This is a genomic window from Micromonospora sp. NPDC050397, from assembly GCF_044901685.1.
Lineage (GTDB): Bacteria > Actinomycetota > Actinomycetes > Mycobacteriales > Micromonosporaceae > Micromonospora_G.
In genome coordinates, this window is record NZ_JBJDPS010000010.1 from 173,934 (window position 1) to 198,840 (window position 24,907).

At 72.3% G+C, this 24,907-nt stretch carries 20 protein-coding genes; 3 read left to right on the top strand and 17 right to left on the bottom strand.

The annotated features are described in order from the left end of the window. Positions 1 to 22: 22 nt before the first annotated feature. Both ACI2K4_RS27055 and ACI2K4_RS27060 read right to left on the bottom strand, forming a co-directional pair. On the bottom strand, positions 23 to 2,374 hold the full coding sequence (locus ACI2K4_RS27055) for a ComEC/Rec2 family competence protein (RefSeq protein WP_404515401.1): 2,352 nt from the start codon (positions 2,372 to 2,374) through the stop codon (positions 23 to 25). Between the two features lie 179 nt (positions 2,375 to 2,553). Continuing rightward, positions 2,554 to 3,345: a ComEA family DNA-binding protein gene (locus tag ACI2K4_RS27060; protein ID WP_404515330.1), complete on the bottom strand. Its 792-nt coding sequence runs from the start codon at positions 3,343 to 3,345 to the stop codon at positions 2,554 to 2,556. A gap of 126 nt (positions 3,346 to 3,471) precedes the next feature. Between ACI2K4_RS27060 and ACI2K4_RS27065 the strand changes: the two genes are divergently transcribed. After that, positions 3,472 to 4,269 carry a maleylpyruvate isomerase N-terminal domain-containing protein gene (locus tag ACI2K4_RS27065; RefSeq protein ID WP_404515332.1) on the top strand — a complete coding sequence of 266 codons (798 nt, stop codon included), beginning with the start codon at positions 3,472 to 3,474 and terminating at the stop codon, positions 4,267 to 4,269. A 91-nt stretch (positions 4,270 to 4,360) separates the two neighbouring features. On the opposite strand, the gene ACI2K4_RS27070 is transcribed toward ACI2K4_RS27065, so the two are convergent. From ACI2K4_RS27070 to pepN, 5 genes are all read right to left on the bottom strand, one after another. Further along, positions 4,361 to 5,320 (bottom strand): DegV family protein, encoded by a 960-nt coding sequence (locus ACI2K4_RS27070; protein ID WP_404515334.1) that lies wholly within the window; start codon positions 5,318 to 5,320, stop codon positions 4,361 to 4,363. Between the two features lie 119 nt (positions 5,321 to 5,439). Next, a complete protein-coding gene (locus tag ACI2K4_RS27075; RefSeq protein ID WP_404515336.1) occupies positions 5,440 to 6,069 on the bottom strand; it encodes a histidine phosphatase family protein in 630 nt (209 codons plus the stop codon). Continuing rightward, positions 6,066 to 6,464, bottom strand: coding sequence for a ribosome silencing factor (rsfS, locus tag ACI2K4_RS27080; protein WP_404515338.1), 399 nt, complete (start codon positions 6,462 to 6,464; stop codon positions 6,066 to 6,068). Before rsfS ends, ACI2K4_RS27075 begins: the two co-directional genes overlap by 4 nt. A 102-nt stretch (positions 6,465 to 6,566) precedes the next feature. After that, positions 6,567 to 7,160: a nicotinate-nucleotide adenylyltransferase gene (nadD, locus tag ACI2K4_RS27085; protein ID WP_404515340.1), complete on the bottom strand. Its 594-nt coding sequence runs from the start codon at positions 7,158 to 7,160 to the stop codon at positions 6,567 to 6,569. Between the two features lie 160 nt (positions 7,161 to 7,320). Continuing rightward, positions 7,321 to 9,858, bottom strand: coding sequence for an aminopeptidase N (gene pepN / locus ACI2K4_RS27090; protein ID WP_404515342.1), 2,538 nt, complete (start codon positions 9,856 to 9,858; stop codon positions 7,321 to 7,323). Between the two features lie 69 nt (positions 9,859 to 9,927). Here pepN and ACI2K4_RS27095 point away from each other — a divergent pair, with 69 nt between their 5' ends. Next, on the top strand, positions 9,928 to 10,146 hold the full coding sequence (locus tag ACI2K4_RS27095; RefSeq protein ID WP_404515344.1) for a DUF397 domain-containing protein: 219 nt from the start codon (positions 9,928 to 9,930) through the stop codon (positions 10,144 to 10,146). A 121-nt stretch (positions 10,147 to 10,267) separates the two neighbouring features. Here ACI2K4_RS27095 and ACI2K4_RS27100 read toward each other — a convergent pair whose 3' ends face one another. Both ACI2K4_RS27100 and ACI2K4_RS27105 read right to left on the bottom strand, forming a co-directional pair. Then, positions 10,268 to 11,257 (bottom strand): NAD(P)-dependent oxidoreductase, encoded by a 990-nt coding sequence (locus tag ACI2K4_RS27100; protein WP_404515346.1) that lies wholly within the window; start codon positions 11,255 to 11,257, stop codon positions 10,268 to 10,270. Positions 11,258 to 11,315: 58 nt separating this feature from the next. Then, on the bottom strand, positions 11,316 to 13,565 hold the full coding sequence (locus ACI2K4_RS27105; protein WP_404515348.1) for an FUSC family protein: 2,250 nt from the start codon (positions 13,563 to 13,565) through the stop codon (positions 11,316 to 11,318). A gap of 302 nt (positions 13,566 to 13,867) precedes the next feature. Between ACI2K4_RS27105 and trpS the strand changes: the two genes are divergently transcribed. Next, positions 13,868 to 14,878, top strand: a complete 1,011-nt coding sequence (trpS, locus tag ACI2K4_RS27110; protein ID WP_404515350.1) for a tryptophan--tRNA ligase — start codon at positions 13,868 to 13,870, stop codon at positions 14,876 to 14,878. Between the two features lie 148 nt (positions 14,879 to 15,026). On the opposite strand, the gene ACI2K4_RS27115 is transcribed toward trpS, so the two are convergent. The 8 genes from ACI2K4_RS27115 to ACI2K4_RS27150 all read right to left on the bottom strand — a co-directional run bounded on the left by ACI2K4_RS27115 (position 15,027) and on the right by ACI2K4_RS27150 (position 24,774). Further along, positions 15,027 to 15,482, bottom strand: a complete 456-nt coding sequence (locus ACI2K4_RS27115) for a GNAT family N-acetyltransferase (protein WP_404515352.1) — start codon at positions 15,480 to 15,482, stop codon at positions 15,027 to 15,029. A gap of 102 nt (positions 15,483 to 15,584) precedes the next feature. Then, positions 15,585 to 17,075 carry a GTPase ObgE gene (gene obgE / locus ACI2K4_RS27120; protein WP_404515354.1) on the bottom strand — a complete coding sequence of 497 codons (1,491 nt, stop codon included), beginning with the start codon at positions 17,073 to 17,075 and terminating at the stop codon, positions 15,585 to 15,587. Positions 17,076 to 17,189: 114 nt separating this feature from the next. Then, a complete protein-coding gene (rpmA, locus tag ACI2K4_RS27125) occupies positions 17,190 to 17,447 on the bottom strand; it encodes a 50S ribosomal protein L27 (RefSeq protein ID WP_404515357.1) in 258 nt (85 codons plus the stop codon). 42 nt (positions 17,448 to 17,489) lie between these two features. Further along, entirely contained in the window at positions 17,490 to 17,804 is a 315-nt protein-coding gene (gene rplU, locus ACI2K4_RS27130) for a 50S ribosomal protein L21 (RefSeq protein WP_404515359.1), read from the bottom strand. A gap of 163 nt (positions 17,805 to 17,967) precedes the next feature. Further along, positions 17,968 to 18,561, bottom strand: coding sequence for a hypothetical protein (locus ACI2K4_RS27135; protein ID WP_404515361.1), 594 nt, complete (start codon positions 18,559 to 18,561; stop codon positions 17,968 to 17,970). A 189-nt stretch (positions 18,562 to 18,750) separates the two neighbouring features. Further along, positions 18,751 to 21,795 (bottom strand): Rne/Rng family ribonuclease, encoded by a 3,045-nt coding sequence (locus ACI2K4_RS27140; RefSeq protein WP_404515363.1) that lies wholly within the window; start codon positions 21,793 to 21,795, stop codon positions 18,751 to 18,753. 144 nt (positions 21,796 to 21,939) lie between these two features. After that, positions 21,940 to 22,653 (bottom strand): TIGR03936 family radical SAM-associated protein, encoded by a 714-nt coding sequence (locus ACI2K4_RS27145; RefSeq protein WP_404515402.1) that lies wholly within the window; start codon positions 22,651 to 22,653, stop codon positions 21,940 to 21,942. Between the two features lie 144 nt (positions 22,654 to 22,797). After that, entirely contained in the window at positions 22,798 to 24,774 is a 1,977-nt protein-coding gene (locus ACI2K4_RS27150; RefSeq protein WP_404515365.1) for a TIGR03960 family B12-binding radical SAM protein, read from the bottom strand. Positions 24,775 to 24,907 lie beyond the last annotated feature (133 nt).

The window sequence follows — 24,907 nt, forward strand, 5'->3', positions numbered from 1 at the left end:
GTGATGATGCCAATACTTTTGGTTACTCCGGTCGGTCGTCCGTCGGACCGAGGCCGCGTACGGCAACCGCCAGCCGGCCGTCCCGGACCACCGCCGCCAGATCACCGTCGGTGTCGGTACGCCACACCCGGGCCCCGTTACGGGTCAGCCGGCCGAGCACCGCCGGACTCGGGTGGCCGTAGTCGTTACCGGCCCCGACCGGGACCAGCGCCACCGCCGGGTCGACCGTGTCCAGGAACCCGGCATCCTGGTACGCGCTACCGTGGTGCGCCACCTTGAGCAGTTCCGCCCGCAGGTCGGCACCGGGCAGGGTGTCGACCAGCGCCCGCTGCTCCTCCTCCTCGGCATCACCGGCGAGCATGATCCGGACGCCGCCCACCCGGGCGAGCAGCACCAGGGAGTTGTTGTTCGGGTCCGACCTGGTGCCCCGCATCGGGTACGGCGGGCCGAGCAGGCGCAACTCCACCGGGCCGGCGACGTACCGCCAACCGGGGCCGACCGGGAGCACCGGGACCCGGGCGGCGGCGGCCGAGCGTTCGACCGCCGTACGCCCACCGGCCGGCTCGGGCCACTGTGGAACCGCCACCTCCCCGACCCGCCGACCGCGCAGCACCCCGTCCAGTCCGCCCACGTGGTCGGCGTGGAAGTGGCTGACCACGAGCAGCGGCACCGCCCGTACGCCGAGCCGGCGCAGGCAGCGGTCGGCCGACGACGGGTCCGGCCCCGCGTCGACCACCACCGCCCGCCCGTCCCCGACCCGCAGCACGGCGGTGTCCCCCTGCCCGACCGCGCAGACCGCGAAGACCCAGCCCTCGGGTGGCCAACCGGAGGCGACCAGGCGCACCGGCAGCGCTCCGACGACCACGGCCGCCACGACCACCGCGACCAGCCGGCGGACCAGTGGATGCCGGGCGGCGACCAGCAGCGCCACGGTCAGCGCGGCGAGCAGCAGTCCACCCGCGACCCCGTCGAGCCACGGCAGGGTGCCGGCCGGGAGCCGGGCGCCGTAGCGGGCCACCAGCACCAGCCACCAGGCCGGCCAGCTCCCGAGCCAGGCGGCGAACTCCGCACCCGCCGGCCAGAACGGCGAAAGCGTGGCCGCCGCCACGCCGAGCACGGTGGCCGGCGCGATCGCCGGGACCGCCAACAGGTTCGCCGGTACGGCAACCAAACTGACCGTGCCGGACAACCCGGCCACGACCGGGGAGCAGGCCAGTTGGGCCGCCGCCGGGATGGACAGCGCCTCGGCCAGCCCGGCCGGCACACCCCGTTCCCGCAACCGGTCCCGCCACCTCGGCGCGACCAGCAGCAGCCCGCCGGTGGCCAGTACGGAGAGCGCGAACCCGGCGTCGCCGGCCAACTCCGGGTCGACCACCACCAGCACGGTGATCGCGGCACCGAGCGCGGGCAGTGCCGCCCGGGGACGGCCGACAGCGAGGGCCAGCAGGCCGACCGCTCCCATGGTGGCGGCCCGGACGACGCTCGGCGACGGCCGGGCCAGGATGACGAAGCCGACCAGGGCGACGGCGCAGACGATCGCGGTGAGCCACGGACCGGCACGGGACCAGCGACAACAGAGCAGCACCAGGCCGACCACGATGGCCACGTTGGCACCGGAGACGGCATTGAGGTGGGTCATCCCGGTGGTGCGGAAATCCTCCTCGACGGCGGGCAGCAGCCGACTGGTGTCACCCACCACCAGCCCCGGCAGCAGTCCGCCCGGCTCGTCGGCCAACGGCTGACAGGCCCGTTGCAGCCCGGCGCGAAGTTTGCCGGCTGCCCGTTGGGTCCACGACGGCGTACCGAGTCGGACCGGCGCGCCGCCGGCCGACAGTACGGCCGCCGTCAGGTCGCCGCCACGGGCCCGGGTCAACCGGCCGGACGCGCTCAGCCGCTGCCCCGGCAGCAGGTCACGCCAGCCCGGGTCGGTGGCGAGGACGAGGATCCGGGCGGGAAGCTCGATCCGCCGCTGGTCCGGCCCGCGCAGCCGGGACAGCTCGGCCGAGAGCAGCAGCATCGCCGGCCGACCGGGCGCACCCGCCACGGCGCGCGGGTCGTCACGTACCACCAGTTCGACCGTGACCGGGGCCCGGGTGCGGGCCAGTTCGGCCAGCGACGGCGCGTCGCGTACGCCGAGCCGGGCCGCGGTCGCGGCACTGCCGCAGACCACGCCGAGCAGGGCCGCGACGACGATCCAGCCGTACCGGGCGCCCGCAGGTTCGGCACCTGGTCGCGCCAGCGGGACGCGACGCCTCCGGCCGAGCTGGGCGGCGCCGGCCAGGGCACCGATGCCGGCCACGGTCGCGATGAGAACACCGATCCGGACCGAGAGGTGGAGTACGCCGAGGGCGGAGAGCCAGGTGGCCACCGCCATCCCGGCGAGCCGCAGGTCCGGTGCTGCCTCCCCGCCCACCCGCAGCCGCCCGGGTTCGGCCGACCGCTTACCGGAGCCGACCGGCTGCCCGCCGGGTCCGGTCGACCGCTCGTCGGCTGCGACCGGCGTGAGCGTGTCGGTGCGATCCACCGCCCCACCCCGGCGGCGGACCGGCGCGCTCATACCGTCACCAGTTCCTTGAGCTGCTCGTACCGGGCGTCGCCGATGCCGCTGACCTGCCGCAGGTCCCCTACCGAGCGGAACCCGCCGCGCTGGTCGCGGTGGTCGAGAATGCGCTGGGCGAGCACCGGCCCGACCCCGGGCAGCGTGTCGAGTTGGGCCAGGGTGGCGGTGTTCAGGTTGACCTTGCCGCCACCGGCGGCCGGCTCGCCGGGCTGCCCCGGGACACCGCCCGCAGCGGCCATCCCGGGTGGGGCGCTCACCCCGACCAGGATCAGCTCCCCGTCGGTGACCTTGCGGGCCAGGTTGAGCAACGCGACGTCGACGCCGGGCAGGACGCCCCCGGCGGCGGCGAGCGCGTCGGCGACCCTGGCCCCCGCCGGGAGCCGGACCAGCCCCGGTTTTTGTACCTTGCCGGCGACGGCGACCACCACCTCGGCGCCCGTAGCCGCGACCGGGCTCGGGTCGGTCCCGATGCTCGCCGGCCGGTCTGCCGAACCGGTTCCCTCCATCGTCGGCGCCGACGAGGCGACCGGCACCGGCTCGGCCCTCGGGCGGGCCTGCCAGGCCCAGCCGGCCGCCCCGAGCACCACCACGACCGCCACCGCCGCCAGCGCGCGCACCCCACGCCGGCCGGGGTCGAAGGCCCCGGGTCCGCCCAGCCGGTGCCCGACGGCCGGCGCCGGCTCGTCCGCCACCGGATCGGTCCCCACCGGTACGGCGACCGGGCTCGCCCCGCCGCCCGCCAGCCGGGCCAGCCGCTCCCGCACCCTCGTCTCGTCGTCAGACACCCGCCGGACGGTAGGCGGAATCCGCACGCCGTACCGCCACGTCGCACTCTCCTGTGGACGGCCGACCCACCTGTGGAGAACGCCCTGATCTTGCTCCTCTCTGCTACGCCCCCGTCAAGCCAACCGGTGACCGGCGAACATGGTGAAGAGTTCGGCCGGCTCTGGCGAGCCGAACTCTTCGTGATCACGAAGCGTCCGGGCCAGGCGGCCGGCGGCGGCGGTGTTGGTACGTTGACCGACATGCGGCGGGAGCGGGTGCTGGACGTCCTCCAGGGCGAGACGGAGCAACTCGCCGGGGCGATGAGCGGGCTGCCCGAACCCGACTGGGACCGACCGACCGCCTGCACCCCGTGGCGCGTACGTGACCTGCTGGCGCACGTCCGGGTGGTGCTCGCCTGGCTGCCGGAGATGCTGGCGGCCGAGGCTCCGGAGCACGCCGAGGTCTCGGCGACGGCGTACTACCGGCCGGACGACCGATTCGCCCCGGAGACCAACGCCAGGCGGATCAAGCTGGCGCAGGATCACGCGGCGGCACGGGTGAGCGGGGACGCGCTGGTCGAGGACTTCACCGCGACCTGGCAACGGGTGGACCAACTCTGCCGGGCCGAGCCGCCGGACCGGGTCGTACGCACCCGGCACGGGGATTTGATGTTGCTGACGGAGTTCCTGCGTACCCGGGTGGTCGAGGTCGCGGTGCACGGCCTGGACCTGGCCTCGGCCCTCGACCGCCGGCCGTGGCTGACCGGACCGGCCGCCGAACTGGTGACGGAGCTGCTGGTCGGGCCGAATGGCCTCGCGCCGCTAGGGGACCTCGGCTGGGACCGGGTGACGTTCCTGCGCAAGGCCACCGGACGGGCGCCGATCGACGACGCCGAGTCCGAACGGATCAACCGCCTCGGCCTGCGCTGGTTGACGCTGCGCTGACCGGACGCTGGTTGACGCCGCGCTGGTTGACCCTGCGCTGGTTGACGCTGCGCTGACCGGGCCCGGCCGGACCTGGCCCACCCCGGCCGGGTCAGGGGCGGCGGTGCACCACCACGCAGGCGAGTCCCGGTCCGGCGTGTGCGCCGACCGCCGCGCCGGCCTCGGTGACGTGCCGGTCGCACAACCGGTCGCCGAGGCGTACGGCAAGGGCCTCGGCCAGCGCCTGGGCCCGCTGTGGTGCGGCCAGATGGTGTACGGCGACGTCCACCCTCGACTCGCCCGCCGCGCCCAGCGCCAGGTCGACCAGCCGGGCCAGCCCGCGACTGGCGGTACGGACCTTCTCCCGTACCGCGATGGTGCCGTCGCGTACGTGCAGGATCGGCTTGACCGAGAGGGCGGTACCGAGCAGCGCCTCGGCGGCGTTGATCCGGCCGCCCCGGCGCAGGAATTCGAGGGTGTCGACGTAGAAGAAGGTGGACGTACGCCCGATCGCGTCCCGGGTGGCCCGCCCGACCTCGGCCAACTCGGCCCCGTCGGCGGCGGCCCGCACCGCGGCGAGTGCCGGGAACCCGAGGCCCATGCCGGTGGACCGGGAGTCGATCACGGTCACCCGGTCGCCGAACCCGGCCGAGGCGATCTCGGCGGCCTCGACCGTGCCGGAGAGTTCGGCGGAGAGGTGCACCGACACGATGCCGGTCGCGCCCTGGTCGAGCAGCCGGCGGTACGTCGCCGCGAACTGCTCCGGTGCCGGCCGGGAGGTGCTCACCGGCACCCGATGGCCGGTCATCGCCCGGGTCACGTCGGCCGGCGACACCTCGATCCCCTCCAGCCCCTGCACCCCACCGACGACCACGATCAGCGGCACGACGGTGAGCTGCGGGCAGCCGGTGAAGCTCGGGTCGGAGTCGGACCGGACCACACCCGCCGGACGCGGGTCGGAGTCGGACCGGACCACACCCGACGAGCGCGGGTCGGGGCCGGTGGTGACGACCGGGTCGACGGCGTCGTCCGGCAGGTAGGCGGTGGAGTCGGTGACAACCGCGACGGGCATCCCGGCACGTTAGCCGATCTGCCTGGTGGGCGCCGATGCCGGAATGCGCGCCAATCGGGTAAACAGCCGCGAATGGGTCCGGAGCCGAACCGAACGGCCCGGCGGAGCCGGCCGGTGACTCAGATCGCGGCGGGAATCGGGTCCTTGGCCGCCGGGCCGACGTTGTGCGCGCGCAACTGCCAGCCGCGTACGTCGTCGTGGCGCAGCTCGGTCCAGTGGCAGTTCTGCAACGAACCGAGTTGACGCAGCACCGACGGCGACCAACCGAGCAGGTGGCCGCAGCCCTGGCGGGCACCACCGCCGTGGGTGGCGATCACGGTGGTCCCACCGGGGGTGGCATCCGCCGCCGCCCGGAGCGCGTCGCCGACCCGGCTGCCCAGGTCGCCGAGGGCCTCCACGTCGCAGCCGGGGCTCTGGTCGCCGGCCCGCCAGCGGGCGTGTTCGGCCGGGAAGCGGGTCTTCACCTCGGACATGGTGAGCCCCTGCCACTTGCCGTAGTGACGCTCGCGCAGGCGCGGGTCGGTCCGCACCGGCAGGCCGGTCAGCGCGGCCAGGGCCTGCGCGGTGCGCGCCGCGCGTTGCAGGTCACTGGAGACGATGGCATCCGGCTTCAGGGCGGCCAGCAGTACGGCGGCGGCCTCGGCCTGCTCGACGCCGAGTGCGTTGAGCACGGTGTCGGTCTGCCCCTGCACCCGGTTGCCCGCGTTCCAGTCGGTGTTGCCGTGCCGCCAGACGATCAGTCGGGTCATTCAGCGCGGCCGGCGTCGGCGTCCACGAGGTCGCGGTCGACGAACGGAATGACCGGGCAGTCCTTCCACAACCGGTCGAGAGCGTAGAACTCCCGCTCCTCGGTGTGCTGGATGTGCACCACGATGTCGACGTAGTCGAGCAGCACCCAGCGTCCGGCCCGCTCGCCCTCGCGCCGCACCGGCTTCGCCTTCTCCGGGAGGGTGAGCAGCCGCTCCTCGATCGCGTCGACGATCGCCTGCACCTGACGTTCACTCGGCGCGGACGCGACCAGGAAGACGTCGGTGATGGCCAACTGGTCGCCCACGTCGATCAGGACGATGTCCTCGGCCTTCTTGTCAGCGGCCGCCTGCGCGGCGGCCAATGCCAGCTCGAGAGCGCGATCGGAAGCTGTCACCGTACTCCTTTGGGTCGACCATGAGACCTGTCTAGCCTCTCACACGTGGCCGAGTTACGACTTGGCAGTTAACGAACAACGGGTCGCAAACAGCCCAAACCACTACTGATAGAGCCGGCGTTTGGCAATGTACTGGACCACACCGTCGGGCACGAGGTACCAGACCGGCTCCCCGGCGGCCACCCGGGCGCGGCAGTCGGTGGACGAGATCGCCATCGCCGGCACCTGCACCAGGCTCACCGAGTCGGCCGGCAGGTGCCCGGCGGAGAGTTCGAAGCCCGGCCGGGTCACCCCGATGAAGTGCGCCAGCTCGAACACCTGGTCGGCGTCCTTCCAGGAGAGGATCTTCTCCAGGGCGTCCGCGCCGGTGATGAAGAAGAGCTGCGCCTTCGGACCGTACTGCTCGTGCAGGTCGCGGAGGGTGTCGACGGTGTAGGTCGGGCCGTTCCGGTCGATGTCGACCCGGCTGACCTGGAAACGCGGGTTGGAGGCGGTGGCGATCACGGTCATCAGGTAGCGGTCCTCCGGCGAGGAGACCGGCTCGTCGGCCTTCTGCCACGGGTGGCCGGTGGGCACGAAGATGACCTCGTCGAGCCCGAACCGGTCGGCGACCTCACTCGCCGCGACCAGGTGACCGTGATGAATCGGATCGAAGGTGCCACCCATGATCCCGATTCGTCGGGTATCTTCCTCCACCTCTTGATCGTAAGCCGGGGCGGCCGTCCAGCCGCCCCGGCATGACGCAGATCGCACCCGGTCGATCCGCCACCCGACACCGCCCAGGCGGCATCGGGTGGCGGTGCCGCCGCCCGGCCAAACCCCGGTCGGTCGGTCGGGCGGGCGAGCGAGCGGGCGGTCAGGCGAGCGCGCCGGACCTCGCCACCCGCGCCCGGCGCAGGTCGTCGTCGGCGTCGGTGACCACCCGGCGCAGTCCCGGCGTCAGGTCGTCGCGGGCCAGCAGCGCCCCGGCCAGATCCCGGGTCCGCTGCTCCACGGCGTACTGGGGGAAGGCCAGCTTGGCCACCTGGTCGGCGGTCCAGGCGGTACGTCTACGCGCCGCCGCCGGCATCTCGTCGAAGTAGCGCTCCACATAGGGTGCGGTCAGTTCGGCCTGCTCCGGCTGCCAGAAGCCGGCCGCGTTCGCCTCGACCAGCCGGTTGGAGAGCGAGGTGTCGTTGATCACGATCTGCCACGCCCGCTCCTTCGCGGCCGGGTCGGGCAGGGCGGCCCGGCAGCGGGCAGCCCGCTCCGCACCGGTGGCGCTGGGGTCCGAGGCCAACTCGGCGGCGATCTCCGGCTCGCCGGCCGCGCCGAGCACGACCAGGCGCCCGACCAGCGCCCAGCGCAGGTCGGTGTCGACGGCGAGGCCGTCCGGCACCGCCTCGCCGGCCAGCCAGCCGGCCAACCGGGCGGCGTCGACGCTCGCCCCGATCAACCCCCGGGCGGCGGCGAGCTGCACCGATCCGCCGGCCGGTGCGCCGGCGAGGAGCCGGTCGCACGCCTGGGCGACGTGTCCGAGGGCGGTCAGGCGACGCTCCGGGTCCAGGTAACGGTCGATCAGCGTACGGCTCAGTTTCAGCACGTCCTCGACGACGATGACCTCGGTCTCGGCGGGCAGCGCGGCGAGGATCAGCGCCACCAGGTCGGCAACCGGCCGTTCCCCGTCGGTCACCGCGTCGATGGTCGCGGTCCAGAGCACCGCACGTGCCAGCGGGTCGACCAGAGCGGGCAGCACCCGGGGTACGGCAGCCGCCGAGGCGTCGTCGAGGCGCACCTTGGCGAAGGTGAGGTCACTGTGGTTGAGCAGCAGCACCTCGGCGGCCGGCTCGCCGGCCAGCGCGGTGAGCACGGTCCGTCCCTTGTCGACGGCCGGGTCGAGGTCGACCTCGATCCGGTCCCGCAGTGCCGCCACCGGCCGGTCGACGCCGGCCGAGTCGTCGAGGTCGTAGCGCCCCACCCCGATCCGGTGCGGACGCAGCACCGGGTGCTCCGGTGCCGCGGTCTGCACCACCGCCACCTCGTCGTACGTGCCGTCGTCGGCCACGCTCACCTCGGCCCGCAGGGTGTTCACCTGCGGGCGCCGCAGCCACAGCTCCGCCCACTCGGACAGGTCCCGCCCGCTGGCCGTGCTCATCGCGGCGAGCAGGTCGGCGAGGGTGGCGTTGCCGTACCGGTGCGCCACGAAGTGCGCGTTGAGCCCGGCCAGGAAGGCGTCGTCGCCGAGCCAGGCGACGAGTTGCCGCAGCACCGAGGCGCCCTTGGCGTACGAGATGCCGTCGAAGTTGAGCAGACCGGCCGCGGCGTCCACCACCTCGGCCGGGGCGACCGGGTGGGTCGACGGGCGCTGGTCGGCCGCGTACCCCCAGCCCTTGCGCCGCAGGCCGAAGGTGGTCCACGCGCCGGTGAAGCGGGTCGCGTCGGCGGTCACCCGGGTGCCCAGGTACTCGGCGAAGGACTCGTTCAGCCAGAGGTCGTCCCACCAGCGCATGGTGACCAGGTCGCCGAACCACATGTGCGCCATCTCGTGGGCGATGGTGGTGGCGCGCAGTTCCCGCTCGCTGTCGGTGACGGCGGACCGGAAGACGTAGTCGTCGCGGATCGTCACCAGGCCGGGGTTCTCCATCGCCCCGGCGTTGAACTCCGGCACGAACGCCTGGTCGTACTTGCCGAACGGGTAGCGGATCTCGAACAGCTCGTGGAACCGGTCCAGGCACTGCCTGGTGACCGTGAAGATCTCCTCGGCGTCCTGGTCGAGGTACTCGGCCATCGAGCGGCGGCAGTAGATGCCGAGCGGCACGCCGTCGTGTTCGTCGTACCGGGCGTGGTAGGGACCGGCGATCAACGAGGTGTAGTAGGTGGCCAGTGGCACGGTCGGGGCGAACTCCCACCGGCCGCCGACCGGCGCCCCGACCGGCGCGGCGTTCGCGGCGACCAGCCACTGCTCGGGCGCGGTCACGGTGAGCGTGACCGGCGCCTTGAGGTCGGGCTGGTCGAAACTGGCGTAGATGGCGGGGCCCTGGTCGAGAAAGGCCATGGCGTAGAGGTACGTCTCACCGTCGGCCGGGTCGACGAAGCGGTGCAGCCCCTCGCCGGTGTTCGAGTACGCCATCTCCGCCTCGACGGTGAGCGTGTTCTCGGCGCGCAGACCGGTCAACGGAAGACGACCGTCGGCGAGCGTCGCCGGATCGATGGTCGTGTCGTTGAGCCGTACGCTGGTCAGTCGGGCCGGCTTGACGTCGACGAAGGTGGTGGCGCCGGGGGTGGCCCGGAAGCGAATCAGGGTGACGGACCGGAACCGGTCGTCACCGACGGTCAGGTCAAGATCAATGTGGTACGACTCGACGGTCAGCAGCGCGGCGCGCTCGGCCGCCTCGACCCGGGTAAGGCTCGGCATCCGCATATCCTGCAACATTGACAGTGGAAAGGCTTTCCCATGACGGATCGCGCAGTGGAGGAACCGACGATGGCGCAGCATCCGAAGGGCGATTTCGACCTGTCCCGCGCGGTGTGGCAGCGCGCCGAGGGCGACACGTCCGAGGCGGCGGTCGAGGTCGCGTTCGTGGACGACCTGATCGGCATGCGTAACTCGGCCGAGCCGGACGGCCCGGTCCTGGTGTTCACCCAGGCCGAGTGGGACGCGTTCGTGGCCGGTGCCCAGGACGGCGAGTTCGACCTCGACTAGTCCGACCGGGGGTCATCCGGCGAGCCACCCGCTGGGCTGGCCGGATGACCCCCGGTCACGCCGCCGGGGCGTCATCCGGGCCTGCCCTCGTACGGACCTGGGCGTCAACCGGATCGGCACGTCAACCGGACCCCGGTGTCATCGCGCGGGCGATGACGGTCAGGTCGTCGTCGCCGAACCCTCGGTCGAGCGCCCGCTGCCACTGCGCGACGAGGCAGCCCGCGACGGTGAACTGGGCCGGGTCGACGGCGTCGAGCGCCAGTCGGATGTCCTTGAGCGCCAGGGCGAGCGGAAACTCCGGGGAATAGTCGTCCCGTGCCATCCGGTGCAGCTTGGCCTCACCCCACGGCGGCAGGATCGGGTTACCGACCAGCGCGGTCAGCAACGTCTCCGTCCCGATCCCGAGCGCCCGGGCCAGCGCGACCGACTCGGCGACCCCCTCGGCGAGGAAGGCGAGCAGGACGTTGTTGGCGAGTTTCAGCCGGGAGCCCTGACCCGCCGGGCCGACCCAGATGGTCCGCTGACCGATCGCGTCGAACAGGGGCCGCACCCGCTCCCGCGCGGTGGTCGGCCCGGACGCGTAGATCGCCAACTGCCCGGCCTGCGCCGGCCCCCGACTGCCCGCCACCGGGGCGTCGAGGAAGACGACGTCCGGCCGCTCCCGCTCGACCGTGGCGGCGAGCCGCTCGGTGCCGGCCAGGCCGATCGTGCTCATCTGCGCCCAGATCGCACCGGGTGGCAACGCGGCGAGCATGCCCTGGTCGAGCGCTACCGCGCTGACCGCGTCGGCGTCGGAGACCATCGTCACCGCGATCGCCGCCTGCGCCGCCGCCTCGGCCACGCTGCCGGCGACCCGTACGCCGAGATCGGCCAACGCCTCGGCGACCCCGGGCGTACGGTTCCACACCACCGTCGGCAGGCCGGCGCGTACCGCGTTGGTGGCCATGCCACGGCCCATGCCGCCGAGGCCGAGAAAGGCCACCGTCTCCCGCCCGGCGGTCATGGATTCCCCCTCACCGGCCCGGATCGCCGTCGGTGGCGGTGGGCCACCATCCAGGCTGCGGGGCGGCGCGGTCCGGCGGGCGGCGGTGCACCGGAACTGATCGATCATCGACCGGACCTGCCCGGACGGCCGACCCCGCCCGGTCGAACCGGTCCCGGGCAGGCGGCTAGCGCAGGGGCAGGTCGGTCGCCGAGCCGTCGGCCGGCACCTGCACCCGCTTCAGGTGGGCGCTGAGGCAGAGCAACCACACCTCGAGGTCGATCAGTTGCAGCGCCGCGTTCCGGGTGCCACCCCGCTCCGCCAGGACCCGCAACCGGGCGATCAGGTCGTCGGTCGACGCCGGTACGGGAACCCGGTGCTTCAGCTCTCCCCGGGTCAACTGCCCGGCGACGTCGCCGTACGCGGACCGCAGCCGGTGCGCGTAGTCGGCCAGGGAGCCGCTCACCTCCCGCGCCATCAGCGGGTACGGCGCCGGGCGGAACTCCCGCCGGTACTGGCCGCCCCGCACCATCCGGTGTCCGGCGACCAGCACCTCGCTCCAGTCGACCCCCTCGTTGCGCCGGACCGGCTTCTCCGACTGGTACTGGATCAACGACGCCTCGGCGAGCACCATCGCCCGACGTGCCCGTACCAGCGCGCCCTCGTCCGGTCTCCGCCCGGTGACCAGGTCGACCGTCTCCTCGGTCGAGGCCGCCGCCGCGTCGAGATAGTCGGCCAGCGACCGGCGCACCTCGCCGCCGCCACCGTGCGGCCAGAGCAGCAGACCCGCCAGCACACCGACCACGGCGCCGACCACCACGTCCAGGAACCGCGCCTGGACGATGTGCAGGTCCGCCGGACCGATCTGGGCGAACAGGACGGTGAGCAGCAGGGTGATGAAACCCTGCCCCCAGGCGAGCCCCAGGATCGGGCCGACCGCGAACGCCAGCACCATGGCGATCGGCAGCAGCGCCTCGTAGATCTCCGGCCGGTCGACGACCATCAGCAGCCCGGCCCCGACGGCGGCACCGAGGACCGTGCCGACCACCGCCGGCCGCAGCGTGGTCCGGGTGTCGGCGGCGGAGGTACGCAACAGGGTCAGCGTGGCCAGCAGCACCCAGAACCCGTGTTCGAGGTTCAGGTAGCCGGCCACCACCCGGGCGGCGGCCAGGGCCAGGGCGATCCGGGCCGCTCCCTGGAAATGCACCGACCTGGGGGTGAGGTGCACCCGCAGCCGCTGCCAGTAGAGCTTGAGCGCCGGTTGGTACGCGTAGTCGAAGGGTTGGTGCCGTAGTCCCGACCGCCGTGCCGCCGGGGCGCCGATGGGCAGGTGTACGGCGATCCGGGCGGCCGTACCCATGACAAGTCCCTGCTCCGCCACCCGCAGCACGAGGGAGTCCAGCCACAACGGCTTCAGACCCGGTCCCCTGGCACGCTCGTCCCCGGCGCGCTCACGCACCCCCTCGATCATCGTACGGAGCCGACCGAGCTGCTCGAGCTCGACCGGCGGGCCCTGCCGGGTGACGGTCACGCCGACCGCCCGGGCCACGTCGGCGGACTGTCGCAGTAGCTGGTCCAGTCCGGCCTCGGGTCGGCCCGGCCCGCCGGGCGGCATGGGCGAGCCGGTCGACGCCTCCGCCCCGGGCAGGGCGGTGTCGACGGCCAACCGCTCGGCGTAGTCCAACGCCTCGCGCAACGCCACCGCGATGTCGCGCATCGCCCGGTCCCGGGCATTCGCCGACGTCGGCCGTTCCGTCGCCGGCAGGCGCTCGAAGGCCAGCCGGTCGACCGTCTCGTTCAGCTCGGCCTGTCGGCGGGCCGTCTCCGACAGCGGGGCGACCGTGCCGGCGAGCGCGTCGGCGAGCAGGTCCAGATAGCTCGCCACCGCACCGGCCGCCTCGGCGAGCCGCTGCGGGTAGCGGACCAGCGTGACCCGGTCCGGCCAGAGCAGGAAGTCCGCCAGGATCAGCAGTACCGTGCTCACGGTCACCCCGGCCAGGCGCTCCTCCAGGGTGCCGGGCGCGTACGGGCCGAAGGAGGCGAGGATGTAGAAGAGTTGCAGTCCGGCCCCGACCCCGGCCAACCGTGGCCCGCTCACCCCGATGAAGGCCACCCCGAAGCCGATCACCACCATGCCTCCGGCCGCCATCCAGGTCATGCCGGCCAGCACGGAGCCGAAGGCGACCAGCAGCCAGGTGACCGGCAACGCGGCGAGCAGCACACGGGCCCGTTCGCGCGGGGTGACCGGCAGCCGGGCCAGCACGCCGACGGCAAAGACGGTGAACACCGAGTAGACCGCCATGGTGGTGCTGTGCAGCAGGTAGATGCTGCCGTAGAAAACGGTGACGCCGACCAGCGCCAGCCGCAGGGCACTGCGGATGATCTGGTAGCCCGGGTCACGCCGGGCCAGCCAGACCACGGCGCCGCGGCTGCTCACGCATCCCTCCGATGCTCGCCGACCCCGATCAGCTCCTCGCCACCTCGAAAAACGATCACCAGTACGGTCGCGTTACGGTCCTGCTCCCGGGTCACCCGCCCAGACGGGGCGAGCGATTCGCCTCCGCGCGGCGGTGGGTTAAGCTGTCCGGGTGCGGATGACCACGAACGGTTGGCGGGCCCCCTAACGGGCGGCCACGCATCCGCGCACCCCGAGACTGCAGAAACGGCCGCCCGACCCGGGCGGCCGTTTTCTTTCGCGCTTCCGGGACGGGCGGTCCGCGTACGGCGAAGGAGCCACCGATGACCGCGACCCCGACCCTCACCCGGACCCTCCCGAAACGCCGGCTCACCGGCCTCAAACCCACCGGTCACCTGCACCTGGGCAACCTGCTGGGTGCGATCCGCCCGGTGGTCGACGCCCAGTACCAGGCCGAGACGATCGTCTTCCTGGCCGACCTGCACGCGCTGACCGTCGCCCACGAGCCGGCCCGGGTACGCGAACTCACCCTGGAACAGGCGACCATGCTGCTGGCCGCCGGGCTCGACCCGGACCGGGCCATGCTCTACGTGCAGTCCCAGTTGCCCGAGCACACCGAGCTGCACTTCCTGCTCGAGTGCGCGACCGGCGTGGGCGAGGCCCAGCGCATGATCCAGTTCCGCGAGCAGTCGACCGCGCAGCAGCACGTACGGCTCAGCCTGCTGACGTACCCGGTGCTGATGACGGCCGACATCCTGCTGCACGACGCCGAGGAGGTGCCGGTCGGCGAGGACCAGAGTCAGCACCTCGAACTCGCCCGCGACGTGGCGACCCGGTTCAACGCCCGGTACGGCGAGACGTTCACCGTGCCACGCGCGGTGCATCCCGAGGTCGCCACCCGGGTGATGGAGCTGAGCGACCCGACCTCGAAGATGGGCAAGACCACCAGCTCCGACGCGGGCACCATCTTCCTGCTCGACCCGCCCGACGTGATCCGGCGCAAGGTGATGCGCGCGGTCACCGACTCCGGCCGTACCGTCGTCTACGACCCGCAGACCCGCCCCGGTCCGGCGAACCTGCTGGAGATCCTCTCCGCCTGCGTGGACGCCCCGCCGGAGGTGCTCGCCGCCGAATACTCCTCGTACAGCAAACTCAAGCGCGCGGTGGCCGAGGCGGTCGAAGGGCTGTTGCGTCCGATCCAGCTCCGGCACGCGGAGCTGACCCGTGATCCTGGCTTCGTCCGGCGGGTGCTGGCCGAGGGTGCCGAACGAGCCCGCGACAACGCGACCGACACGGTTCACCGGGCCAAACGCGCCATCGGCCTGCTCACCTGAAGAGCCCGCTCATCCGAAGATCCCGCTCACCCGAAGAGAAGGACCGGCAGCGGTGTGCGGGGACCGGCGGCCCGCCTGTTCCCACACACCACGCCGGAACCCGGCCCGCTGGCGGGACAGAATGCCGGCCGGCGGGACCGGGCTGGGTTCAGGCCGAAACTAAGATCCGTTTGCCGAAGCAGGCGCTGTGCGGATTGCCGACGTACTCGCCGTAGGCGGGGATGTCGGTGTAATCGGCCGAGCGGTATAGCGCGATCGCCGACGGCAGGTAGGTGCGGGTCTCCAGCCGCAACACGGAGTGACCGGCCACATAGGCCAGTTCCTCCAGCGCATCGAGCAACTGGCGTCCGATCCCGCGCCTGCGGTACGCCGGTCGGACGTACATCCGGGTGATCTCGGCCGTCGCCCGATCGATGGTCCGGAGTGCGCCACACGCGACCACCCGCCCGCTGAGCACGCCAACCAGGTAGCGGACGTCGTCCTGGGTCGGGAACGAGCCGCCCACCGAGCCGACCGGCTGGTTCGCCTCCCGTAGCTCCCGCTGCTGGGCGGTAACCAGGGCGGCGAGCTCCGGGTCGGAGCATGGACGAGACTCGATCAGCATCCACTCAGGGTAATCAAACGCCATTTCGCCCAGGTTTCTCAAAAGTGGCGCGAATAGAGAGGGATGCCGTCCAATCGGCTGCGCCACTTCGTCACCGGTGACCTATTCGGCGCCGCCGTCCCGACCGCCGATGATCGCCACCACCTCGCCGGACTCGGTCGCCTCGACCGACGGTTCCAACTCGTCGGCCGGACGCTGGCGCCGGGCCTTACGGGCGGCGAGCCGCTGTGCCGCCGACGGACGCGTCGAACGCTCTTCGAGCCGTACGTCGGTCCCCCGGTTACCGGGGGTGAACTCCACCCCGGCGTAGAGGGTCGGCTGCCAGTCGAACTCGCGTACGCCGATCCGGACCAGGCTGCCCGGCTCGGCTCCCGCCTTGGCGAGCTTCTCCTCCACACCCAACCGGGCCAGCCGGTCGGCGAGGAAGCCGACCGCCTCGTCGTTGTCGAAGTTCGTCTGCCGGACCCAGCGCTCCGGTCGCGGGCCGCGCACCACAAACGCGCCGTCGTCGGCCACCTCGATGGTGAAGCCGGCGTCGTCGACCGCGGTCGGGCGGATCACGATCCGGGTCGGCTCCAGGATCGGGGTGGCGGCCCGGTGCCGCTCGACCAGCTCGGCCATCGCGAAGGTCAGCTCACGCAGCCCGGCCCGGGTAGCCGCGGACACCTCGAACACCGGCAGCCCACGGGCCTCGATGTCGGCCCGGGTGATGTCGGCGAGGTCCTGCCCGTCGGGCACGTCGACCTTGTTCAGGACGACGATCCGGGGCTTGTTGGCCAGTCCCCCGTACTCGGCCAGCTCGGCCTCGATGGCGTCGATGTCGGCGAGCGGGTCCCGCCCCGGTTCCAGGGTCGCGGTGTCCACCACGTGCGCCAGCACCGAGCAGCGCTCGATGTGCCGCAGGAACTCCAGCCCGAGCCCCTTGCCGCTGGCCGCCCCGGGAATCAGACCCGGTACGTCGGCGACGGTGAAGGTGTGGTTCTCCACCCGTACCACGCCGAGGTTCGGCACCAGGGTGGTGAACGGGTAGTCGGCGATCTTCGGCTTGGCGGCCGAGATCACCGAGATCAGTGACGACTTGCCGGCCGACGGGAAGCCGACCAGGCCGACGTCGGCCACGCTCTTGAGCTCCAGTACGACGTCCATCTCGTCGCCCGGTTCACCCAGCTCGGCGAAGCCCGGAGCCTTGCGCCGGGCGCTCGCCAGCGACGCGTTGCCCCGCCCGCCACGCCCGCCACGGGCCACGTCGAAGGTGGTGCCGGCGCCGGTCAGGTCGGCCAGCACCTCGCCGTCGGTGCTGAGCACCACGGTGCCGGCGGGCACCTTGAGCACCAGGTTCCCACCGTTGGCGCCGTCCCGGTTGGAGCCGGCGCCCCCCTTGCCGTTCTCGGCCTTGATGTGCGGCCGGAAGTGGAAGTCGAGCAGGGTGTGCACCTGCGGGTCGACGACCAGCGAGACGCTGCCGCCGTGACCGCCGTTGCCGCCGTCGGGGCCGCCGAACGGCTTGAACTTCTCCCGGTGGATCGAGACGCAGCCGTGCCCGCCGTCGCCGGCCCGCAGGTGCAGGACGACCCGGTCAACGAAGGTAATCACGACGCCAATCCTCTCCGCGAGGTCCATCCCCGCGTCAACAAGCCTGCCACGCAAACGGCGAAGCGGGCCGGGACACTCAGGTCCGCGGCCCGCTTCGCCGAATGGAGAAGCTAACTACTGCGCCACCGGCACGATGCTGATGACCTTGCGGCCACGCTTGGTGCCGAACTGGACCGCACCCGGGGCCAGCGCGAAGAGCGTGTCGTCACCGCCACGCCCGACCAGGTCCCCCGGGTGGAACTTGGTGCCACGCTGCCGGATCAGGATCTCGCCGGCGCCGACGACCTGGCCGCCGAACCGCTTGACGCCGAGCCGCTGCGCCGCGGAGTCGCGACCGTTCCGCGAGCTGGACGCACCCTTTTTGTGAGCCATCTGAGGACGACCTTACTTTCCGCTGGGTTCTTACCGCCGAACTTACTTACCGCTGGAGATTCCGGTCACCTTGACCTGGGTCAGCGGCTGACGGTGCCCCTGACGCTTGTGGTAGCCGGTCTTGTTCTTGAACTTGTGGATCCGGATCTTCGGGCCCTTGGTGTGGGCGGCGATCTCGCCGGACACCGCGACGTTGGCGAGCTGGGCCGCGTCGGTCACCAGGTCGGTACCGTCGACGAGAAGCACGGCGGAGAGCGTCACCGAGTCGCCAGGCTCACCGACGAGCTTCTCGACCTCGATCACGTCGCCCTCGGCGACCTTGTACTGCTTGCCGCCGGTCTTGACGATCGCGTACATCGGAGGCGGACTCCCTGTCGTTGAGGCTACTGGGATGCTGTTCACGGCTGCCCGCCACAACCGCACAGGGTGCGGGGGCAGGCACGCGACAGCTTGGCGCCAAATGTGCGCCGCAGGCAAGCGTACGCCATGCCCGGTCCAGCACCCAAACCGGGCCGCCGGATCAGACCGAGCAGAGCTTCTCGATCCGCTGGTTCAGATCCTCCAGCTTGATCTCGTTGATCGAGTTCAGCTCGGGTTTCATGGTCGCCACCTGGCCGGCGAGTTCGCCGAGGACGGCCTTCAGCGCCGGGTCGGTCGCCGTGGACGAGTGCTCGCGCAGCGCGCTGGCCCAGTTCGCCACGCTCTTCTCGGCCCTGGTCCGGGCTGCCGTGGCGGCGGCGGTGTTCCCCTCACCGGTGGCCTGCAACATCGCCGTCAGGTCGGTCACGAACGCCGTACCCGAGTCGGTGTTGGTCTTCAGCGCCGACTCGCAGACCTGCTTGGCGTTGCCGCCGGCCGGACCGGTGACCGAGGGCAGCGGCTGACCTGGCGCACCGCCCGGCGCGGGCGTCCCGCCCGGTGCCGGTGTCGCACCCCCGGGTACGCCGGACGCCCCCGGCTGACCCGGAACGGACGCGCTCGGCTCGGCGGAGGAGGTGGCGGACGGCGCCTGCCCCTCCGTACGGGGACGGTCGGCGGCACAACCGGCGCCGACCAGCAGGACGGCGGTGAACAGGGCGGCGGTGACGACGGCGGCCGGCAGCGGGCGTCGCATCTGATCTCCTCGTGGGGGTACGGATGGTGAGAGAGCCCCTTCCGGCGCGGTACGCGACAAGGTCGCGGTACGCGGAAGGGGCCCGGCCCAACGCTCGGCCCCCAGTGCACCGCACCGGCGCGCGACGCGCAACCGGTGCGGGGCACAAGATCGATCGAATTCGCCGGCCCTCCGGCGCCCCGCCGTGGCTCAGGGGCGGGTACGCCGACGGGTGCCGCCCCGGCGGGAGCGACGCCGTCCACCGACGCCACCCTCCTGGTCGCCCTCGCCGTCCAGGTCACCCTCGTCGGTCAGCGCGTCCGGGTCGTCCGCCCCGGCCAACCGGCCGGATCCGACCGGCGGGTTCTCGGCCGGCTCGGCCGTGTCGGCCGTGTCGACCTCGTACCGGGACAGGTCGTAGCCCATGGTGTCGTCGAGGTCGACCTCGGCCACGGCCCGCTCCGGTGCGGCGCTCTTCCGGGTCCGGCTGCGCCGGCTGACCGTCGGGGTCTCCGCCGTGGCCGTGGTCGGCGCGCCGCTGGTCGGGGCGGAGGCCGAGGCGACCGCCTTGACCCGGTCGGCGGCACCCGAGGCGTTCGCGTTGGCCGCCGCGCGCTTCTCCGGCACCGGCTCGGTGTGGATGATCACGCCCCGGCCCTTGCAGCAGTCGCAGGTCTCGCTGAACGCCTCCAGCAGCCCGGCGCCGATCCGCTTGCGGGTCATCTGCACCAGACCGAGCGAGGTGATCTCGGTGACCTGGTGCTTGGTCCGGTCCCGGCCGAGGCACTCGGTGAGCCGGCGCAACACCAGCTCACGGTTGGACTCCAGCACCATGTCGATGAAGTCGATCACCACAATGCCACCGAGGTCCCGGAGCCGGAGCTGCCGGACGATCTCCTCGGCCGCCTCCAGGTTGTTCCGGGTGACGGTCTCCTCCAGGTTGCCGCCGGCACCGGTGTACTTACCGGTGTTGACGTCGACCACGGTCATCGCCTCGGTCCGGTCGATCACCAGGTGACCCCCGGAGGGCAGGTAGACCTTCCGGTCCAGGCCCTTGAGGATCTGCTCGTCGATCCGCTGCTCGACGAAGACGTCCGAGGCCCCGGTGTGCCGGTGCAGTCGGGACACCAGGTCGGGCGAGACGTGCGTGAGGTAGGACTCGACCATCCCGTACGCCTCGTCGCCCTGCACGACCAGCTCGCGGAAGTCCTCGTTGAACAGGTCCCGAACCACCCGGATGACCAGGTCGGGCTCCTCGTAGAGCAGCGCCGGGGCGTTGCCCTCGGCGGCCCGTGCCTGGATGTCCTCCCACTGCGCCTGCAGTCGCTTGACGTCCCGGGCCAGTTCGTCCTCGCTGGCCCCCTCGGCGGCGGTCCGGACGATCACGCCCGCGCCGTCCGGCACCAGCTTCTTGAGTACGTCGCGCAGCCGCTTGCGCTCGGTGTCCGGCAGCTTGCGGCTGATCCCGGACGCGTTGCCGTGCGGCACGTACACCAGGTGCCGGCCGGAGAGGGCGATGTGGCTGGTCAGCCTCGCCCCCTTGTGCCCGATCGGGTCCTTGGTGACCTGGACCAGGACGGAGTCGCCGGAGCGCAGCGCGTGCTCGATCGAGCGGGCGCGCCCCTCCAGGCCGCTCATGTCCCAGTTGACCTCACCGGCGTAGAGCACGGCGTTACGGCCCCGGCCGACATCGACGAACGCCGCCTCCATGCTCGGCAGGACGTTCTGCACCTTGCCCAGGTAGACGTTGCCGGCCATGGTGCCGGAGGTGGCCCGGGTGACGTAGTGCTCGACCAGCACCCCGTCCTCGAGCACCGCGATCTGGGTACGGTCACCGCGCTCGCGGACCACCATCACCCGGTCGACCGCCTCGCGGCGGGCCAGGAACTCCGACTCGCTCAGGATCGGCGGGCGGGTACGCCGCTGCTCCCGCCCGTCCCGGCGGCGCTGCCGCTTGGCCTCCAGCCGGGTCGACCCGGAAACGCCCTGCACCTCGTCGGCGGTACGGCGCGGTTCGCGGATCTTGACAACGGTGTGTACGCCGTCGTCCGCGCCCCCCTCGGCGCCGTCCCCGGAGCCCTTGCGCCGACGGCGGCGACGCCGACGGGTCAGCCCGTCGCCCCCCTCGGCCTCGTCTTCCTCGTCCTCTTCCGCCTCGGCCTCGGCCTGCGCCGGCTCCTCGGCGTCCTCCTCGTCGAGTTCGTCGGTCGGGCCCTTGCCCCGACCCCGACCCCGACGCCCCCGGCGGCGACGACGACGGCCACCGGCCTCGTCGTCCTCCTCGTCGTCCTCGTCCTCCAGCTCGACCGGTTCCGGTTCGGCGGTGACGGCGTCGGTCATGGTCTCGACCGGCTCGGCCAGTTCGGCCGCTTCGGCGGTACGGCGACCACGGCGCCTGCGCCGGGCCGGCTCGGCCGGCTCGGTGTCGACCTCGTCCGCCTCGGCGTCGGACTCCACCGGAACGGGCTCGACCAGCGCCGCGGCTGGCGGACTGGTCGGCCGGGCCGGCGGGATCTCCGGTTCGGGGGCCATGAAGAGCACGGTCGGGGCGGAGAGGGCGGCCCGGCGGCGCCGGCTGCGGGGAGCCTCCTCGGTCGGTTCGACCTCGTCCGGAGCGCTCGGTGCGGTTCCGGAGGTCGGCGGCGCGGCAACGCCCGGCGACACGGAGTCACCGGTCAGCGCGGCGCTCGCCGTACCGGGCTGGTCGGATTCCTCGGCCGCCGCCGCGGCGGGTTCGACGGCCGCGAGGCTCTCCGGCTCGGCCTCGGCGGCCGGTGGCACCGCCTTGCGGCGCCGGGTCCGGGTGACCTTGACCGGCGGGGCCGGCTCGGCCTGCTCGTCCGGCCCGGGTTCCATCGGCGCGGCGCCGGTGACCTGGGTGGAGTCGCCGCCGGAGGCGGTCAGTTCGGGGTCGGCCGTTCCGGTCGTCCCGATTTCACCGACCGGTGTGGCTGCTTCGTCCCGTTTGTCGGCCGTGGTGGCCTTGCGCCTGCGTCGGGTGACCTTCGGCGCCGGCTCGGTGTCACCGGCGACCGGGGCCAGGACCTCGGCCTGCGGCGCCTCGTCGGCACCGGTCCGCGCGTCCGCCGGAGCCTCTACCGGGGCCCCGGTCTCGGCCGGTTCGGCGGTGGCCGCCGGGGTCCGCCGCCGGGTGGAACGGGTACGCCGGGCGGGCGTGCTGTCAGTGGTCTCGGCGGTGTCGCCGGCCGGCTGCGCGCCGGCCCGTTCGCCGCCCTCGGGCTCGTTGTCGAGCATTGGACGTTCTCCAGTTCTGGCTGCCCCGGGCGCGGGTGAGCGCTGCCACGCAGGGTTGCCGCAAAGGTGTTTCCGGTAACGCGTCCGGATGCACGGGCTACCGAAGTCTGGCTGACTGAGCGCTTGCCGGAAGCCGGCCCGCGTTCACCGATGGTTCGCTCCGTCGCGGTCCGCCTCCAACGGATCCGCGATCGCCCCCTGCGCGGTCAACGTGCCCTGCGCCAGCCGGGTCGCCCTTGGCGGCACCGGCGGCTCCAGGTCGGCCACCACGCGGAGGCCGGAAAGGACGTCATCGGGTCGTACGGACGGAGTGACCTGCCGTATGACTAGGTCGAGTATCGCACACGGTACGCCCGCGACCTCGGAAGGTGCCCCAGTCTGGTCGATCACATCGACCCGACTGACTGCTTCCCGGGCGTCGAAGGTACGCCGACCCTGCTTGGTCAACCGCTCGACCAGCACCTCCGGAGCGGCCCGGAACTTCTCCACCGCCTGCTGGGCCAGGTCCGGGTCGACACCGGGCAGTTCGACCCGCCAGTGCGAGGCGTCGATCCGGTCGGCGAGACTCCCGCCCCGGGCGACCACCACCTCCAGCACGTCGAGACCGGGCGACAGGGCCGCGTCCAACGCGACCCGGAGCAGGTCCGGGTCCACCTCGGCCTGGAGCCCGACCTCCAGGTACTCCGCCTCGCTCGCCGTACCGGTCGGTGCCGCGCTGGCATAGGAGATCTTGGGGTGCGGGGTGAAACCCTGGGAGAAGGCCACCGGTACGCCGGACCGCCGCAGGGCCCGCTCGAAGGCACGGGCGAAGTCGCGGTGCGAGGTGAACCGGAGCGGTCCCCGCTTGGCGTACCTGATCCTGATTCGCTGTACGACCGGCGCCTGACCGCCCTCGGGTTGGTTTTTCTTGCTGATCGTGGTGCTCCTCGGTGTGCGGCCGGAGGCACTGTCAACCGGCCGGTGCGGATGGGTACGGCCGGACGGCGGCCGGCGGCGGCCGGGTCAGGCGCCGGTCGGCACCCGCAGCCCGGTGTTGACCGGGGTGAGCGGCAGCAACTTCTTGCCGGTCGGCCCGATCTGGATCTCCGTGTCCATGGAGGGGCAGACGCCGCAGTCGAAACACGGGGTCCACCGGCAGTCATCCTGCTCGAACTCGGACATCGAGTCCTGCCAGTCCTGCCAGAGCCAGTCCTTGTCCAGGCCGGAGTCGAGGTGGTCCCACGGGAGAACCTCCTGCTCCTCCCGCTCCCGGGTGGTGTACCAGTCGAGGTCGACGCCGAAGGTCGGCAGCACCTCGGCCGCCGCGGTGACCCAGCGCTGGTAGGAGAAGTGCTCGCTCCAGCCGTCGAACCGGCCACCGTCCTCCCAGACCCGGCGGATCACCGCGCCGACCCGACGGTCACCCCGGGAGAGCAGCCCTTCGATCAGCGACGGCTCGCCGTCGTGGTAGCGGTAGCCGATCGCGCGACCGAGCGACCGGTCGGAGTTGATCGCCTGCTTGAGCAGCCGGAGCCGGTTGTCGATCACCTCCGGCGTCTCCATCTTCGCCCACTGGAACGGGGTGTGCGGCTTCGGCACAAAACCGCCGATGGAGACGGTGCAGCGGATGTCCTTCGACCCGGTGGCCGCCCGCCCGGCCTTGATCACCTCGTGCGCGAGGCGGGCGATCTGGAGCACGTCCTCGTCGGTCTCGGTGGGCAGGCCACACATGAAGTAGAGCTTCACCTGCCGCCAGCCGTTGCTGTAGGCGGTGACCACCGTACGGATGAGGTCCTCCTCGGACACCATCTTGTTGATCACCTTGCGGATCCGCTCCGAGCCACCCTCGGGCGCGAAGGTCAGACCGGTCCGCCGGCCGTTGCGGGACAACTCCTGGGCCAGGTCGATGTTGAACGCGTCGACCCGGGTGGACGGCAGGGAGAGCGAGACGTTGGTGCCGGCGTACTGCTCGGCCAGGCCGGAGCACATGTCGCCGATCTCGGAGTGGTCGGCCGAGGAGAGCGAGAGCAGGCCGACCTCGTGGAAGCCGGAGAACTCCAGCCCCTCCTTGACCATCTGGCCCACGGTGGTGATCGACCGCTCCCGGACCGGTCGGGTGATCATGCCGGCCTGGCAGAACCGGCACCCCCGGGTGCAACCCCGGAAGATCTCCACCGCGTACCGCTCGTGCACCGTCTCGGCGAGCGGGACCAGCGGCTTCTTCGGGTACGGCCAGGCGTCGAGGTCCATCGTCGTGCGCTTGTGCACCCGGAACGGCACGTCCGCCCGGTTCGGCACGACCCGCTGGATCCGGCCGTCCGGCAGGTAGTCGACGTCGTAGAACCGGGGTACGTAGACGCTCTCCGTACGCGCCAGGCGCAGCAGCAGCTCGTTACGCCCACCGGGCGAGCCCTCGTTCTTCCACTGCCGGACGATCGCGGTGATCTCGAGTACGGCTTCCTCGCCGTCACCGAGCACCGCGGCGTCGATGAAGTCGGCGATCGGCTCCGGGTTGAACGCGGCGTGCCCACCGGCCACGATCACCGGGTCGGCGTCGGTCCGGTCGGCCGCGAGCATCGGCATGCCGGCCAGGTCGATCGCGGTGAGCAGGTTGGTGTAACCAAGCTCGGTGCTGAACGAGATGCCGAACAGGTCGAAACTGCCGACCGGGCGGTGCGCCTCGACGGTGAACTGCGGCACCCGGTGCTCGCGCATCAGCCGTTCCAGGTCCGGCCAGACCGCGTAGGTCCGCTCGGCGAGCACGTCGGGCTGCTCGTTGAGCACCTCGTACAAAATCTGTACGCCCTGGTTGGGCAGGCCCACCTCGTACGCGTCCGGGTACATCAACGCCCAGCGGACCGTGGCCGACTCCCACTCCTTGACCACCGCGCCCAGCTCTCCGCCCACGTACTGGATGGGCTTGCTGACCTGGGGCAGCAGCGGTTCGAGCTGCGGCCAGATGCTGTTGCCGTGGCCGGTGACGGTGGTCGGGTCGCTCATGACCGCCAAGGGTACGCGGCGCACCTGGGCCGCCGGTCGCGTGTCGGGCCGCCAGCCACCGCACGCCGTCCCACCGGTACGCCTGTGACCATCGGTGCCGTAGTGGCAAGCCGGTACTAACCTCGTACGGGCG